The 14,726-nt window shown below is 60.5% G+C and carries 11 protein-coding genes; 3 read left to right on the top strand and 8 right to left on the bottom strand.

Going from position 1 to position 14,726, the window contains the following annotated elements; translation table 11 throughout:
- Positions 1 to 21: 21 nt before the first annotated feature.
- The 8 genes from tldD to mreB form a co-directional block, all read right to left on the bottom strand.
- Positions 22 to 1,464 carry a metalloprotease TldD gene (gene tldD, locus ACYZT7_RS05580; protein WP_033058018.1) on the bottom strand — a complete coding sequence of 481 codons (1,443 nt, stop codon included), beginning with the start codon at positions 1,462 to 1,464 and terminating at the stop codon, positions 22 to 24.
- A gap of 5 nt (positions 1,465 to 1,469) precedes the next feature.
- The gene (locus ACYZT7_RS05575; RefSeq protein ID WP_462040262.1) at positions 1,470 to 2,330 is read right to left on the bottom strand and encodes a carbon-nitrogen hydrolase family protein; all 861 of its coding nucleotides are present in this window, start codon (positions 2,328 to 2,330) and stop codon (positions 1,470 to 1,472) included.
- An 83-nt stretch (positions 2,331 to 2,413) separates the two neighbouring features.
- The gene (locus tag ACYZT7_RS05570; protein ID WP_462040261.1) at positions 2,414 to 6,217 is read right to left on the bottom strand and encodes a YhdP family protein; all 3,804 of its coding nucleotides are present in this window, start codon (positions 6,215 to 6,217) and stop codon (positions 2,414 to 2,416) included.
- Positions 6,218 to 6,292: 75 nt separating this feature from the next.
- Positions 6,293 to 7,750 carry a ribonuclease G gene (gene rng / locus ACYZT7_RS05565; RefSeq protein ID WP_449643221.1) on the bottom strand — a complete coding sequence of 486 codons (1,458 nt, stop codon included), beginning with the start codon at positions 7,748 to 7,750 and terminating at the stop codon, positions 6,293 to 6,295.
- A 57-nt stretch (positions 7,751 to 7,807) separates the two neighbouring features.
- Positions 7,808 to 8,404: a Maf family protein gene (locus ACYZT7_RS05560; protein WP_462040260.1), complete on the bottom strand. Its 597-nt coding sequence runs from the start codon at positions 8,402 to 8,404 to the stop codon at positions 7,808 to 7,810.
- 43 nt (positions 8,405 to 8,447) lie between these two features.
- Complete coding sequence (mreD, locus tag ACYZT7_RS05555) at positions 8,448 to 8,939, bottom strand: rod shape-determining protein MreD (protein WP_461968548.1); 492 nt, start codon at positions 8,937 to 8,939, stop codon at positions 8,448 to 8,450.
- Positions 8,939 to 10,051, bottom strand: coding sequence for a rod shape-determining protein MreC (gene mreC, locus ACYZT7_RS05550; protein WP_462041744.1), 1,113 nt, complete (start codon positions 10,049 to 10,051; stop codon positions 8,939 to 8,941). The genes mreD and mreC overlap by 1 nt, the downstream gene beginning before the upstream one ends.
- Before the next feature lie 142 nt (positions 10,052 to 10,193).
- On the bottom strand, positions 10,194 to 11,231 hold the full coding sequence (gene mreB, locus ACYZT7_RS05545) for a rod shape-determining protein MreB (protein ID WP_002555108.1): 1,038 nt from the start codon (positions 11,229 to 11,231) through the stop codon (positions 10,194 to 10,196).
- A 214-nt stretch (positions 11,232 to 11,445) separates the two neighbouring features.
- On the opposite strand from mreB, the gene gatC reads away from it, so the two are divergent.
- The 3 genes from gatC to gatB are packed head-to-tail and all read left to right on the top strand — an operon-like array spanning position 11,446 to position 14,657.
- Complete coding sequence (gene gatC, locus ACYZT7_RS05540; RefSeq protein ID WP_008026876.1) at positions 11,446 to 11,733, top strand: Asp-tRNA(Asn)/Glu-tRNA(Gln) amidotransferase subunit GatC; 288 nt, start codon at positions 11,446 to 11,448, stop codon at positions 11,731 to 11,733.
- Positions 11,734 to 11,749: 16 nt separating this feature from the next.
- Positions 11,750 to 13,201 carry an Asp-tRNA(Asn)/Glu-tRNA(Gln) amidotransferase subunit GatA gene (gene gatA, locus ACYZT7_RS05535; protein WP_462040259.1) on the top strand — a complete coding sequence of 484 codons (1,452 nt, stop codon included), beginning with the start codon at positions 11,750 to 11,752 and terminating at the stop codon, positions 13,199 to 13,201.
- Positions 13,202 to 13,211: 10 nt separating this feature from the next.
- The gene (gene gatB, locus ACYZT7_RS05530) at positions 13,212 to 14,657 is read left to right on the top strand and encodes an Asp-tRNA(Asn)/Glu-tRNA(Gln) amidotransferase subunit GatB (RefSeq protein WP_462040258.1); all 1,446 of its coding nucleotides are present in this window, start codon (positions 13,212 to 13,214) and stop codon (positions 14,655 to 14,657) included.
- The last annotated feature ends 69 nt before the right edge of the window (positions 14,658 to 14,726 follow it).

Here is a 14,726-nt window from a genome sequence, read left to right as displayed (position 1 = left end):
GTTCACCCGAAGCTCCATTCGTCAAGATCCTGTGCCACCCACAGTGATCGCATCGATTTTCAGCGTTGGCTGGCCGACACCCACCGGCACCGACTGCCCATCCTTGCCACACGTCCCCACGCCGCTGTCCAGCGCCAGATCGTTACCGACCATCGACACCTTGCTCATGGCCTCCGGCCCGTTGCCGATCAACGTCGCGCCTTTGACCGGGGCAGTGATTTTGCCGTCTTCGATCAGGTACGCCTCGCTGGTGGAGAACACGAATTTGCCGCTGGTGATGTCCACCTGACCGCCGCCGAGGTTGGCGCAGTAGATGCCCCGCTTCACCGAGGCGATGATTTCTGCCGGGTCGCTTTCGCCAGCCAGCATGTAGGTGTTGGTCATGCGCGGCATCGGCAGGTGCGCGTAGGATTCGCGGCGACCGTTACCGGTACGGGCCACGCCCATCAGGCGGGCGTTGAGTTTGTCCTGCATGTAGCCTTTGAGTACGCCGTTTTCGATCAGCGTGGTGCACTCCGTCGGCGTGCCTTCATCATCGACACTCAGGGAGCCGCGACGACCGGCCAGCGTGCCGTCATCGACGATGGTGCAAAGCTTGGACGCAACCATCTCGCCCATGCGGCCGCTGTAGGCGGAACTGCCCTTGCGGTTGAAGTCGCCTTCCAGGCCGTGGCCGACCGCTTCGTGCAGCAACACGCCGGACCAGCCCGAACCCAGCACCACCGGTAATGTACCGGCCGGCGCAGGGATGGCTTCGAGGTTGACCAGAGCCTGACGCAACGCTTCACGGGCATAGCCCATGGCACGGTCATCGCTGAGGAAATAGCGGTAATCGGTACGACCGCCACCGCCATGACCGCCGCGCTCACGGCGACCGTTCTGCTCGACGATCACGCTGACATTGAAGCGCACCAACGGCCGTACATCGGCGGCCAGGCCGCCATCAGTGGAAGCCACGAGGATTCGCTCCCAGACGCCGGCCATGCTCACGGTGACTTGCTGGATACGCGGATCGAGGGCGCGAGTCGCGACGTCTATGCGTTTGAGCAATTCGACCTTCTCGGCACGGGTCATCACTTCCAGTGGGTTGTCCGGCCCGTACAACTGGGCGACATCCTGAGTGGTGAACGCTTGCACCGTGCCGTTCTGCCCGGCGCGGGAGATCGAACGCGCGGCACGGGCCGCAGCGCCAAGGGCTTCGAGGGTAATGGCATTGCTGTAGGCAAAACCGGTTTTCTCACCCGATTGCGCTCGCACACCGACACCTTGGTCGAGATTGAAGCTGCCTTCCTTGACGATCCCGTCTTCCAGCGCCCAGGATTCGGAGATCTGCCCCTGGAAATACAGGTCGGCGGCATCGATGCCCGGGCCGGCCAAATCGCCGAGCACACCTTGCAGGCTCTCGATCGTTACGCCGCCGGGCGCCAAGAGGTGTTCACTGACTGAGGACAACAACTCGCTCATATGCTTTACGCCTTAAATTCGTCGTTCCGGGCAGGTCGCTGTGCGCCCTGCGAGAAAAAGCGCCGGTGACTGGACACCGGCATCCGCGCCCGGATGGACGCCTGTTCGCTGCTATCGCGTTCGGCCAGCAGCACGGCCTCACCTTGGTCCTGCTGCGCCAACACACGTCCCCACGGGTCGATGATTGCCGCATGACCCCAGGTTTCTCGCGGCCCCGGATGGGTTCCACCCTGAGCGGCCGCGAGCACATAACATTGAGTCTCGATGGCCCGCGCGCGAATCAATACATCCCAATGCGCCTCGCCGGTCACCGCGGTAAAGGCCGACGGCGCGGTAATCAACTGCGCACCGGCAGCGCGTAATTCGCTGTACAGCTCCGGGAAACGCAGGTCGTAACACACGGTCAGCCCGACTCGACCGACGGGCGTGTCCGCCACCACCACCCCACTGCCATAAGCATAGTCATCGGATTCGCGATAACGCCCGCGATTGTCCGCCACATCGACGTCGAAGAGGTGCAATTTGTCATACCGTGCAACGGTTTCGCCGTGGTCATCCACCAGCAGCGAGCAGGCGTGCACCTTCGCCATCGGCTGGTCTACCGGCGGCAACGGCAACGTGCCGGCCACTATCCATAACTTGAGGTCGCGGGCGGTCTGTTTCAACCATGGCAGGATCGGGCCTTCGCCCGACGCCTCGGCGCGGCCGATGTCGCCAATGTCGCGACGGCCCATGGCGGCGAAGTTTTCCGGCAGAACGGCGAGCTGCGCACCACCGGCCGCGGCCTGCTCAAGCAGACGACGGGCCTGGGCCAGGTTGGCCAGCACATCGCTCTGGCTGACCATTTGAATCACCGCTACAGACATGGCGCGCTTCCTTCATCGCTTTTTATAAGGGTAGGCCGCCATGCTACTCCATAGGCTTGAGGAGTGTGTTTTCAAAAAGAGAGTCAAAAAGGCTTGTCGAAGGTGATTTTCGGCTCTTTCCATGGCCCCTTGACGGTGTATTGGACGCTAGCGAAACGCGCCACACGGTCACCGATCAGCTTATCGATCAGGAACAGCGCACCGCCGATAGCCGGTGCACCGACGATCAGCGCGGCAATCGGCAGGTTGTTGGTCACCGGCAACGTCACCAGCAACTTGGCATCGATCTTATCGCCCACCAGGTCCAGCGTCCCGTTGAGTTCGATGTTGCTCGACGGACCGGTCAGCCGGATCGGCTCACGCGTCACGTATACGCCGTTGGTCCCGACCAGCAGGCCTTTGACCCGGTCGTAACTCAAACCTTTGCCGAACAGATCGGAGAAGTCCAGACGCAGCCGGCGGCCAATGGAGTTGAAGTTCAGCAAGCCAAACACGCGCAACGCCTGGGCGCTGCCCTCGACCTCAACGAACTGGCCTTTATTCAGCGAAGCATCGAGGGTTCCAGAGAAGCGCTTGGTGGCCAGCCATGCTGGCGAACCAGGCCAGCGACCATCGACATCCATATGAAATTCTTCACTGGTGACACTCGGCGCAAAGCCCCAGCCCTTCAATACATCGGCGAGATTCTTGCCGCTGATCCGGCCCTTGTACCAACTGCTGCTGGAACCGGGCGTACCTTCCCAACCGCCGCTGCCCTGCAGGAGAATGCCCTTGAGGCCCAGATCCAGCGTATTAAACGCAATGCCTTTGGCGATCGGACGGACTTTCAGATACCAGGCCCCGACGAGGTCCTTGCCCTGGAACAGCTGATTGATGGTGATATCCAGTGCCGGGATCTTCGTCGGATCCACCGAGGCCAGCGGATCCGGCGAGTTTTCGTCGGCCAGGACCGTCGGGTCTGGCGCCGGCAAACGTACGTATTGCAGATTGATCGCAATCGGCGCGGCTTTCGCATCGGGGATGCTGGCGCTGCCCTTGACCTGTTGGCTGTCGAGTTGCAAGGCCCACGCGGTCGGTTTGCGGTTCAACTGCACCGACGCCTGATCGAGCGTGGTACCGATACCGCTGAGCTTTCCAATCTTGAAATCCGCACCGCTGAGCAACTGTTTGGCGTTGCCGCCCGGATCCTGGCCGGCGTACTTGTCTACCAGGTCCTTCCAGGGGCGGACATCCAGCTCCGACAGCACACCGCGCACCCGCAGGCCTTTGGCGCCGGGTAGCACGGCATTACCGCCACCCAGGAACAACTCGCCACGACCGTCGGCAAAATTGCCGGGCGGTGCCGCAAACGTAAAGTTAGCCAGCTCACCATAATTGACCCAGTAGCGCCGCTCCGCCCCCTGCAGGGTCATGCGGAACGTGGTGTCGCGGCCGACGTCGGGCGCCATGCCGAACGGCGCCGGCAAATCGATTGCTACACCCTTGAGGTTGGAGCTGACCATCAATTGACTGTCGGCACCCTCAAGGTTCAGTTGCAGTTGATAAGGGATCACACCGGACACTGGCAACGGCTGCGTAACACTCAGCCAGTCAGTCAGTTTCTTGACCTCGACCTGCCCCGAAGCGGTGACGCGAGTCTTGAGGTTGCCGGGGCCGCCATCGGCGTAAATCTGTGCGGTGACAGGTTTGTCGAAGGCGCGTGCGGTGATGTTTTTCCCGCTCAACCCCTTGGTGCTGTCGAAACGGAAATCGCCCTTGAGCTGAGTCAGTTCCAGGGTTGGCTCGGCCAGTTTCAGACGGGCTTTGGCGGTCTTGAAGTCGACGAGGATCTTCGGCTGCTCGCCTTTGACCAGCGGAACATCCAGTTTCAGTTTGCCCCGCAGATCGCCCTCGCCTTCCCAACCGGCAAAGGTGGCTGCGGTGCCGATCGGCGCTTCCTGGAGAATCTTCAGGCCATCGCCCAACCCGCCAGCGAATCCGCCGTCGAGGAACAGGTGGACGTTTTGCCCCGCTGGCACATGAGGAATATTGACGTAAATGTCGCTGACCTGGGTATTGAGCAACTGTCCCTTGCTGGCCAGTACCCGCACACCGCTGTCTTCAACAAACACGTCACCCGTGACCTTGCTGACAGGTGGCCAGCCTGGCTGGAAGGCCAGTTCGGCATCGTGAACCTTGAAGAACAGGCTGATGCTGCGGGCAGTCTCGGCGGCACCGTGGTTCAGCGAACCCTGGTACTGGAAGAACCCTTCGTCCACCGCACCTTTGAGAATTGCCGTACGCAGCCATTCGTCCAGCGCCGGGCTGAGCATTTGTGGCAGGTACTTGGCGGTGTATCGACCGTCGCCGTCCACCAGACCGACCCGCAGGTCCATGTAGTCTTCCTGGGTGTGATCGAAATGCAGGCGGATCAGAAAGTCGCCGGCAATCTTGCCTTCTTCACCCAGTACCTTCAGGTACGGCGCGATCAAGGTGAAGGCATCTTTGTCGAGCTTCCAGGTCAGCCGGGCATTGGCCTGAATGTACTGCCATGGCTTGGCGAAGATCGGGTCCAGGTGCAAGGAAAAATCCTTGCTGTCCATGCGCAGCTCGCCACCGCCCAGATCACCGCTGATGCTGCCACTGACATTTCGCGCCGCCGGAGCGCCGTGATAGGCATCGAAGCCGACCCGATCCAGGTTGGCGGCAAAGCCGAACTTGCTGTCGTCGGTGGCATTGGGCCGGAAGTCGATCAGAACGTTGCGCAGGCCACCTGTCACTTTGAGTCGCTCGACGGCCGTGGCAACGCCTTTGGGCAGCGGCCCCAAGGCATTCAGTAACGGGGTGATCGGGGTGAGGTCGAGGCGATCGGCTTGCAGATGCCAAAGCTCTTCAATCTTGTCGGTAGCCACGCTTTGTTTGAGTTGCAGATGCGTTTCCCAGCGGGTATCACCGAGGTTCATGGCCAGGGAATCCAGGGTCACCAGGACACCTTCGGCACCGCGCTGGAAATAGCCGTTGAGCGCCAGATTATGGATCTGGATCGGCTTGCGCTCGGCGTAGGCACCGTTGAGTTGCGGCGCGTTCAAGCGTATCGCACCCCTTTGCAGGGCGCCCTTGCCCCAGCTCACCCAGAGCTCGCCACCGGCCTTGATCTCGGAGAAATTCCATTGCTGGGTCAGGCGCTCAGGCAACCATTTCGACCAGTCGCTTTGCGGCAGGCTCAGATAGGCATCCGCTTCACCGTCCTTCCACTCGCTGGCGCGTAGACGGGTGCGCACACTCATGGCCACCGGTTGGCCGTCGGGCAGGGTCAGGCGAACGTCGAGTCGCTGACGCGACGCCCCGGTTTTCAGATTCAGGCCGACGTAAGTCAGGGTCAGGGGCTGCTCTTGCAGTGGCTGCAAAGTGACTTGGCTATCGAGTACCGACAGTTGCTGAACCATCTGCATGCGATTGAGCAATTGTGCAGGATCCAGCGGCTGATCCTGCTGCACCGGCAAACCTTCAAGTGCCCAATGGCCGTCCTCGCCTTCCTTGAGGCTGATCTTCAGGCCGCTGAGTTCCAGGTGAGCGATGCGCACTTCGCGAGCCAGCAGGCTGGCCCACAGATCCGGCACCACGCGAACCTGATCCAGACGCAGGGCATTGGCGCCCTCGCCGACCATGACATCGTGAGCCAGCATCATCGGCGCAAAGCCGCTCCAGTTGCCTTCAAGTTCACCGATATTCAGCGGCATGCCCAAGGCAGCACTGGCTTTGGCTTCGACTTCGGCACGGTACTCGGCCACCAGCGGCGTCAGCTCTCGGCCGAGGCTGACGTATAACGCCATCAATACCAATACCAACGCGCACAGGCCCAGCCCCCAACGGGTCAAAGCGGCCAAAATGCGTGTCAGACGTTCCATGTCAGTTGGCTCCCATGGCAAAAATACTGCAAAAAGCTGAAGCCAGCCGTTCTAGCAGGGGTGAAATACAGCGATTCAGAGCAGCACCACGTCGTATTGTTCCTGGGAATACATGGTTTCCACCTGGAACCGAATGGTGCGCCCGATAAAACCTTCGAGCTCGGCGACATTGCCCGATTCTTCATCGAGCAGGCGGTCGACCACTTTCTGGTTTGCCAATACACGATAGCCTTCCGCCTGATAGGCGCGAGCTTCCCGGAGGATTTCGCGGAAAATCTCGTAGCAAACGGTTTCCGGAGTCTTGAGCTTGCCGCGACCCTGACAGCTGCTGCACGGCTCGCACAGCACTTGTTCGAGACTTTCGCGGGTGCGCTTGCGAGTCATCTGCACCAGGCCCAACTCGGTGATGCCGATGATGTTGGTCTTGGCGTGATCGCGCTCCAGTTGCTTCTCGAGTGTGCGCAGCACCTGACGCTGGTGCTCTTCATCTTCCATGTCGATGAAATCGATGATGATGATCCCGCCCAGGTTGCGCAGGCGCAGCTGACGAGCGATGGCGGTGGCCGCTTCGAGGTTGGTCTTGAAGATGGTTTCTTCGAGGTTGCGATGACCGACGAACGCCCCGGTGTTGACGTCGATGGTGCTCATGGCTTCTGCCGGATCGACCACCAGATAACCGCCGGACTTCAACGGGACTTTGCGTTCCAGGGCTTTCTGGATCTCGTCTTCGACGCCGTACAGGTCAAAGATCGGCCGTTCACCCGGGTAATGCTCAAGACGATCGGCGATTTCCGGCATCAATTCGGCGACGAACTGTGTGGTTTTCTGGAAGGTTTCCCGGGAGTCGATCCTGATCTTCTCGATCTTCGGGCTCACCAGGTCACGCAAGGTGCGCAGCGCCAGGCCCAGATCTTCGTAGATCACACTGGGTGCGCTGATGGTTTTGATCTGTTCGTTGATCTGATCCCAGAGACGGCGCACGTAGCGGATGTCCATGAGGATTTCATCGGCGCCGGCACCTTCGGCGGCGGTACGCAGGATGAAGCCACCGGCCTCTTTGATGCCTTCTTTGGCCACGCAATCGGTGACCACTTGCTTGAGTCGATCGCGCTCGGCTTCGTCTTCGATCTTCAACGAAATACCGACGTGCGCAGTGCGTGGCATGTACACCAGATAACGCGACGGAATCGACAGCTGAGTCGTCAGGCGTGCGCCTTTGGAGCCAATCGGGTCCTTGGTGACTTGCACCACCAGGCTCTGGCCTTCGTGAACCAGAGCGCTGATGCTCTCCACCGCTGGGCCTTCGCGCAGGGAAATTTCCGAGGCATGAATGAACGCGGCGCGGTCCAGACCGATGTCGACGAATGCCGCCTGCATGCCCGGCAATACCCGCACGACCTTGCCTTTATAGATGTTGCCGACGATCCCGCGTTTTTGCGTGCGCTCGACGTGGACCTCTTGCAGGACACCGTTTTCAACCACCGCCACGCGCGATTCCATCGGCGTGATGTTGATCAGGATCTCTTCACTCATGGCAGGGTCTCGTTCAGGCATGTTCACGATAATGGCCGCATCTTGTCAGTACGACGCTCAACGCGCGTTAAGGGTTTGCCAACAGGGTATGCCGAAATGGCCGAGCAGCTCAGCGGTTTCGCACAGCGGCAACCCGACCACCGCCGAGTAACTGCCATTGAGGCCGGCGACAAACACTGCGCCGAGCCCTTGAATGCCGTAGCCGCCGGCCTTGTCCTGCGGCTCACCGCTGGCCCAGTAGGCCACCGCTTCATCACGACTGATGTTGCGAAAACGCACCAGACTGCGCACGACCCGAGACTCGCAACGCTCACCCTCTCGCACCGCAATCGCCGTCAGGACTTCATGTTCACACCCGGACAACATCATAAGCATGGCGCACGCCTCGGCTTCATCAACCGGCTTGCCGAGAATTTTTCCGCCCAGCACCACGGCGGTGTCGGCGCCCAGCACGCAAAAATCTGTGTCGGACACGACGGTCCTGCGCCCGGCCTCGGCTTTGCCGCGCGCCAGGCGCTCGACATAGGCCGACGGGGATTCATCTTTTAAAGGGGTTTCATCGATGTCCGCACTGATGGCGCAGAACGGCACGCCGATCTGCGTGAGCAGTTCACGCCGACGCGGCGAGCCTGAGGCGAGGTAAACAAGTTTCATCAAGACATCTCCCTGTCGAGGTGTGGGCAAATGCCTGACCGAATTAATTGATTTTGTAGCGTCGACGCAAACCGCGCAAACCGTAGCTGATCCACGGCCACAGCAATGCACTGACCAGGGCCGGCAAGACCAGCGCCAGCGTCGGCTGACGGTTGCCGGTCAGGGCGCTGAGCCATAGTTGTACAAGCTGCGCGAGGCCGAAGATCACCAGGATCACCAGGCTCTGTTGCCACATCGGGAACATGCGCAGGCGCTGTTGCAGCGCCAGAACCAGATACGTGATCAGCGTCAGGATCAACGCGTTCTGACCCAGCAGCGTGCCATAAAGCACGTCTTCGGCCAGGCCCAGGGACCACGCGGTGACCATCCCGACTTTCTGCGGCATGGCCAACGCCCAGAACGCCAGCAACAGGGCCAGCCACAGCGGACGGAGGATTTCCATGAATTGCGGCAGCGGCGAAACGCTGAGCAGCATGCCGATGGCGAAGGTCAGCCAGACGATCCAGCCGTTTCGGGATGCAGTAGCACCAACCATTATTCTCGTCCCCCAGTGGTAGCCGGCGCAGAGACAGGCGGTTTGGCAGCAGGCTTCACGGCAGCGGGTAGTGTCGCGGGCGGCTTGGTAGCGGCAGGTTTTGCGGCAGCAGGTTTGGCCGGGGTGGCAGCAGCGGGGGGAGCGATCGGAGCCGCTGGTGCAACTGGCGCAGCAACCGCAGCCGGGACGAGGGCAGGCTTGGGCACGGTCGCTGGAATGATGGGTCCACCACCGTGCTGGTCCAGAGCCTCTTGAGCCTGGGCGGCTTCGTTGGCGCGCTCTTCGGCTGTGCGGCCGTCGGTGAACACCAGCAGCAGGTAACGGCTGCGGTTCAAGGCGGCGGTTGGCACGGCACGCACAATGGCGAACGGCTGACCGGAATCGTGAATCACTTCCTTGACCGTCGCCACCGGGTAACCCGCAGGGAACCGCTGACCCAGACCGGAGCTGACCAGCAGATCGCCCTCTTTAATGTCGGCAGTATCCGCCACATGACGCAGCTCCAGGCGTTCCGGGTTGCCGGTGCCGCTGGCAATCGCCCGCAGGCCGTTGCGGTTCACCTGCACCGGAATGCTGTGAGTGGTGTCGGTCAGCAGCAGCACACGAGAGGTGTACGGCATCAACTCGACCACCTGACCCATCAGGCCGCGGGCATCGAGCACCGGCTGACCAAGGACCACACCGTCACGCTCACCTTTATTGATGATGATGCGATGGGTGAAGGGATTGGGGTCCATGCCGATCAACTCGGCCACTTCGACCTTCTCGTTGACCAGTGCGGAGGAGTTGAGCAACTCGCGCAGCCGAACGTTCTGCTCGGTGAGGGCGGCAAGCTTTTGCATGCGGCCCTGCAACAGCAGGTTTTCGGTTTTGAGTTTTTCGTTTTCGGCGACGAGCTCGGTTCGGCTGCCAAATTGGCTGGACACACCCTGCCATAGCCGCTGCGGCAGGTCGGTGATCCAGTAGGACTGCATCAGCACCAGCGACATTTGGCTACGCACTGGCTTGAGCAGTGTGAAGCGGGCATCGACCACCATCAGCGCGACCGATAGCACGACCAGCACCAACAAGCGCACGCCCAGTGAAGGCCCTTTGGTGAAAAGCGGTTTAATAAGCCGCTCCTCCCAGGCAAATGTTCTCGTTATTCATACGGCATCAAACCGGCCTGGATGCAGACTGACAGAAGATAAACGCCAACAGGCAGCACTGCAAAGTGCTGCCTGCGCGCCAACAGCATAGATGCGACCGGCGAAATCACTCGCTGGAAAGCAGGTCCATGGTGTGTTTATCCATCATTTCCAATGCACGGCCACCGCCGCGAGCAACGCAGGTCAGCGGGTCTTCGGCAACGATCACCGGCAGACCGGTTTCCTGGGCCAGCAACTTGTCGAGGTCACGCAGCAAGGCGCCACCACCGGTCAGCACCAGACCACGCTCGGCGATATCGGAAGCCAACTCCGGAGGCGATTGCTCCAGCGCACTTTTCACAGCCTGAACGATGGTTGCCAGGGACTCTTGCAGAGCTTCCAGCACTTCATTGGAGTTCAGGGTGAATGCGCGTGGAACGCCTTCGGCCAGGTTACGGCCACGAACGTCGACTTCGCGAACTTCGCCGCCAGGGTAGGCCGTACCGATTTCCTGCTTGATGCGCTCGGCCGTAGATTCGCCGATCAGGCTGCCGTAGTTGCGACGCACGTAAGTGATGATCGCTTCGTCGAAGCGGTCGCCGCCAACCCGTACGGACTCGGCGTAAACCACACCGTTCAGGGAGATCAGCGCGATTTCAGTGGTACCACCACCGATATCGACAACCATCGAGCCGCGAGCTTCTTCAACCGGCAGGCCGGCACCGATCGCAGCAGCCATTGGCTCTTCGATCAGGAACACTTCACGGGCACCGGCACCGAGGGCCGATTCACGGATGGCACGACGCTCAACCTGGGTGGATTTGCACGGAACGCAGATCAACACACGAGGGCTAGGCTGCAGGAAGCTGTTTTCGTGAACCTTGTTGATAAAGTACTGCAGCATCTTTTCGCAAACGCTGAAGTCGGCGATCACGCCGTCCTTCATCGGACGAATGGCAGCAATGTTGCCCGGCGTACGCCCGAGCATGCGCTTGGCCTCGGTGCCGACAGCGACGACACTTTTCTGGTTACCGTGTGTCCGAATAGCCACAACCGAGGGCTCATTCAGGACGATACCGCGCTCGCGCACGTAAATAAGGGTGTTGGCAGTGCCCAGGTCAATGGAAAGATCGCTGGAAAACATGCCACGCAGTTTCTTGAACATGGGAAAGGGACCCTAGGCAACGCGTGGGTAAAAAAGTGCGGCAAACTCTAACAACGACAGGGATTTTGGGCAAGGCGCCAATATGTTAAATTGGCCGCTTTTCTGTGCACCAACCCCCACAATCGCGGCCTTATGACCGTAGAAATGCGGTAGTGTTCCGACAATCTAACACACGGATAGCATCCGTTCTGTTTTCCTTCCACTGGAGAATCCCATGACGCTTGAACGCTCCGACGTGGAAAAAATCGCTCATCTGGCCTGTCTGGGCCTTAATGATGCCGATCTTCCACACATCACTTCGGCCCTGAACAGTATTCTGGGGCTGGTCGACGAAATGCAGGCGGTCAATACCGACGGTATCGAGCCGCTCGCCCACCCACTGGAAGCCAGCCAGCGCCTGCGTGCAGACGTCGTGACCGAGACCAATCATCGCGAGGCCTATCAGTCCATCGCACCAGCGGTCGAAAACGGCCTGTACCTGGTTCCGAAAGTCATCGACTAAAGGGAAAGAGCCTGCAATGCATCAATTGACTCTGGCCGAGATCGCCCGCGGACTCGCCGATAAAAAGTTTTCTTCCGAAGAGCTGACCAAAACCCTGCTGGCGCGTATCGTCCAGCTCGATCCGCAGCTCAACAGTTTTATCAGCCTCACCGAGGACCTGGCGCTCCAGCAGGCGAAAGCCGCTGACGCACGCCGCGCCAAGGGTGAGAGCGGCGCCCTGCTCGGCGCGCCGATCGCGCACAAAGACCTGTTCTGCACCCAGGGCATCCGCACCAGCTGCGGTTCGAAGATGCTCGACAACTTTAAAGCACCGTACGACGCCACTGTCGTTGCCAAGCTGGCCGCTGCCGGGGCCGTGACCCTGGGCAAGACCAACATGGACGAATTCGCCATGGGTTCGGCCAACGAGTCGAGCTACTACGGCCCGGTGAAAAACCCGTGGAACCTTGAATACGTACCGGGCGGTTCGTCCGGCGGTTCGGCGGCTGCGGTTGCCGCGCGCCTGCTGCCTGCGGCCACCGGCACCGACACGGGCGGCTCGATCCGACAGCCCGCCGCACTGACCAACCTCACCGGCCTGAAACCGACGTACGGCCGTGTTTCTCGATGGGGCATGATCGCCTACGCCTCCAGCCTCGATCAGGGCGGCCCGTTGGCTCGAACGGCCGAAGACTGCGCGATCCTGCTGCAAGGCATGGCCGGTTTCGACCCGCAGGATTCCACCAGCATCGACGAGCCCGTGCCTGATTACAGCGCCGGCCTTAACGGTTCGCTGCAAGGCCTGCGCATCGGCGTGCCGAAGGAATACTTCAGCGCCGGTCTCGACCCGCGTATTGCCGACCTGGTCATGGCCAGTGTCGAAGAGCTGAAAAAGCTCGGCGCCGTAATCAAGGAAATCAGCCTGCCGAACATGCAGCACGCGATCCCTGCGTACTACGTGATCGCGCCGGCAGAAGCCTCTTCCAACCTGTCGCGTTTCGACGGCGTGCGTTTTGGCTACCGCTGCGAAGATCCGAAAAACCTGATCGACCTGTACAAGCGTTCCCGTGGCGAAGGTTTCGGCCCGGAAGTGCAGCGTCGGATCATGGTCGGTGCCTATGCGCTGTCGGCCGGTTACTACGACGCCTACTACCTGAAGGCCCAGAAGATTCGTCGCTTGATCAAGAACGACTTCATGGCAGCCTTTAATGAGGTCGACATCATCCTCGGCCCAACCACGCCGAACCCGGCCTGGAAGCTCGGCGCCAAGAACAGCGACCCGGTTGCTGCTTACCTGGAAGACGTCTACACCATCACCGCCAACCTCGCCGGCCTGCCGGGCTTGTCCATGCCTGCTGGTTTCGTCGATGGCCTGCCGGTGGGCGTGCAATTGCTCGCCCCGTATTTCCAGGAAGGTCGCCTGTTGAACGTTGCCCATCAGTATCAGAAAAACACTGACTGGCACACCCGCACCCCAACCGGCTTCTGAGGAGAAACACATGCAATGGGAAGTCGTGATCGGGCTGGAGATTCACACCCAGCTCACCACCCGGTCGAAAATCTTTTCCGGTAGCTCCACCACGTTTGGTTCCGAGCCGAACACCCAGGCCAGCCTGGTTGACCTCGGTATGCCTGGCGTTTTGCCGGTGCTGAACCAGGAAGCGGTGCGCATGGCGGTGATGTTCGGTCTGGCGATTGATGCCGAGATCGGCCAGCACAACGTGTTCGCCCGTAAAAACTATTTCTACCCGGACCTGCCCAAGGGATACCAGATCAGCCAGATGGAATTGCCGATCGTTGGCAAGGGTCACCTGGACATCGCCATGGACGACGGCACGATCAAACGTGTCGGCGTCACCCGTGCGCACCTGGAAGAAGACGCCGGTAAAAGCCTGCATGAAGAGTTCACCGGTGCCACCGGCATCGACCTGAACCGCGCTGGCACGCCGCTGCTGGAAATCGTTTCCGAGCCTGACATGCGCAGCGCCAAGGAAGCCGTGGCTTACGTCAAGACGGTCCACGCGCTGGTGCGTTACCTCGGCATCTGCGACGGCAACATGGCCGAAGGCTCGCTGCGTTGCGACTGCAACGTGTCGATCCGTCCGAAGGGCCAGGTTGAATATGGCACTCGCTGCGAGATCAAGAACGTCAACTCGTTCCGCTTCATCGAGAAGGCGATCAACAGCGAAGTGCAGCGTCAGATCGAACTGATCGAAGACGGCGGCAAGGTGATCCAGCAAACCCGCCTTTACGATCCGAACAAGGACGAAACCCGTCCGATGCGCAGCAAAGAGGAAGCTAACGACTACCGCTACTTCCCCGATCCGGACTTGCTGCCGGTGGTCATCGAAGACTCGTTCCTCGACGACGTGCGCGCCACCCTACCGGAATTGCCACCGCAGAAGCGCGAGCGCTTCCAGGCGCAGTTCGGTCTGTCGGTCTACGACGCCAGCGTCCTGTCCACCAGCCGCGAGCAAGCCGATTACTTCGAGACAGTCGTGAGCATCGGCGGCGACGCCAAGCTGGCGGCCAACTGGGTCATGGTTGAATTGGGCAGCCTGTTGAACAAACAGGGCCTGGACATCGATCAGTCGCCGGTCTCGGCCGAGCAATTGGGCGGCATGCTGCTGCGCATCTCCGACAACACCATCTCCGGCAAAATCGCCAAGGTGGTCTTTGAAGCCATGGCCAACGGCGAAGGCAGTGCGGACGAGATCATCGACAAGCGCGGTCTGAAGCAAGTGACCGACACGGGTGCGATCTCTGCGGTGCTCGACGAGATGCTCGCGGCCAACGCCGAACAAGTTGAACAATACCGCGCGGCAGACGAAGCCAAGCGCGGCAAGATGTTCGGCTTCTTCGTCGGCCAAGCCATGAAAGCCTCCAAAGGCAAGGCCAACCCGCAACAGGTCAACGAACTGCTGAAAAGCAAGCTCGAAGGCTGATGAGAATGGAGCCAGCACTCAAAACTGGCTCTGATCCCTGTGGGAGCGAGCTTGCTCGCTCCCACATTC

The organism is Pseudomonas sp. RT4P38 (genome assembly GCF_054897765.1).
This window is presented reverse-complemented; position numbering and strand designations above follow the sequence as displayed.